At 50.1% G+C, this 1,556-nt stretch carries 2 protein-coding genes; both read right to left on the bottom strand.

The features are described from left to right. Window positions 1-702: SH3 domain-containing protein (locus AC1WIP_RS15765; RefSeq protein ID WP_481142718.1), on the bottom strand; the 702-nt coding region annotated here is incomplete at its 3' end. Window positions 703-948: 246 nt separating this feature from the next. Continuing rightward, on the bottom strand, window positions 949-1,556 hold a 608-nt coding region (locus tag AC1WIP_RS15760), incomplete at its 5' end, for an NAD(P)/FAD-dependent oxidoreductase (RefSeq protein WP_481142717.1).

Below are 1,556 nucleotides of genomic sequence, written 5' to 3'. Positions count from 1 at the left end.
CTCTTCCTCTTCCTTGGATTCCGCCTGCACAAACTCTGAGTGGAGAGTCACATAAGCGGTGGACACCCAGCCGATGCCTTCCTCTATATCTACCTTTACCCAGTTTTCCGTCTCCTCCAGCACCACCAGATCGTCATCTATGGGCACCAAACCCAGTACAGACGCCTCAAGGCTGGGCTCTGTCCTGACCTTCAAGGTGGTAGTGGTTACAGTTGCAATTCTGGTTCCCACCTGCTTTGCAAGCTCCACAGCCGCCTCTCCCGTCACACAGTACTCCGCTTTTACATAGCCTGTAACAGAGCCGGAGGTAATCTGATACCATCCGTTCTCCTCCGCGAGAAAGGTTCCTACAGAATCATCATACAGCTTTCCAACAATTTCGCCCTCTTCGCTGGGAATGCTGCGCACATTTACATAATCGTTTACCTGAGCGATCACCAGATTGCGGAAGGTTTCCTCTTCGCTTGGCTGCTCCTCCTCTTCTACCTGCTCCGGCATCAAAATAGATTGTATTTCCAAAGACGTACCGTTTACATTCGTGGTAATATTCTCAAGTGTATTTCCCTTTGCAATGGTCAGATCAACGCCGCCGCTGGGCAGAACCGTTGTGGCTGCCGCCGCATCCGCCGTAATGCTCATTCCCGAAAAAGCCATGACTGCCGCCAAAGCATATGCTGTTACCTTCACTGAGCCGTGAACCATACCGTCCTCCTGTGACCAATTTCCCATCATTTGTTACGAATTTATTACATCTGTTAACAAATATATCACTAAAAGATTCTTTTGTCAACTATGGGAATAATTTGGAAAATATCCTGAAAACCCAGTGTTTATGCGGCTTTTCCCCTTTTCTGCAAAAAAAGAACCGCAAATTTGCGATTCTTTTTTCTAAGAATTTTTTTTAATTTCTTTATAAAATCTTAAAAAAGGCATAACCGTCAAAATCTGTCAGCTCCGGTCACAATAGCTGGCGGCGCTGATGGCTGCATTGGCCCCGTCCGCCACCGCTGTGACAATCTGGCGCAGGGGCTTCTTTCTGGTATCTCCCGCCACAAAAATGCCCGGTCTGTCCGTCACTCCGTCCTCTCCGGCCAAAATGTATCCAGCCTCATCTCTGGCCGCTATGTTTTCCAGAAGCGCCGTATTGGGATGTATGCCCACCGCAATAAATACGCCGGAAACCTCGAGGGAAGATTCCTCTCCGGTCTTTAAGTCCTTTACCACCAGGGCCTCCACAGCATCCTCACCCTGTATTTTTGTAACCGCATGGCTGTACAACACGGTGATATTGGGAATCTGCTTTAACTCCTCCTGCAGAATCTTTGCACCCCGCAGCTCATCCCTTCTGTGGATCAGATATACCCTCTGGCAGATTCGTGACAGATAAATGGCATCCTCCAGGGCCACGTCGCCGCCGCCCACTACAGCAGTGTTTTTTCCCCGGAAAAAGGCCCCGTCGCAGGTGGCACAGTAGGACACTCCCTTTCCAGCAAAGGCTTCCTCGCCGGGCACACCCAGCTTTGCGTGCTCTGCCCCTGAGGCCAGAAGCACTGTTT

The sequence above is a fragment of the Acetatifactor sp. genome (genome assembly GCF_982438285.1).
Note: the sequence above shows the minus strand (reverse complement) of the source record. Positions and strands in the feature narration are given on the sequence as shown.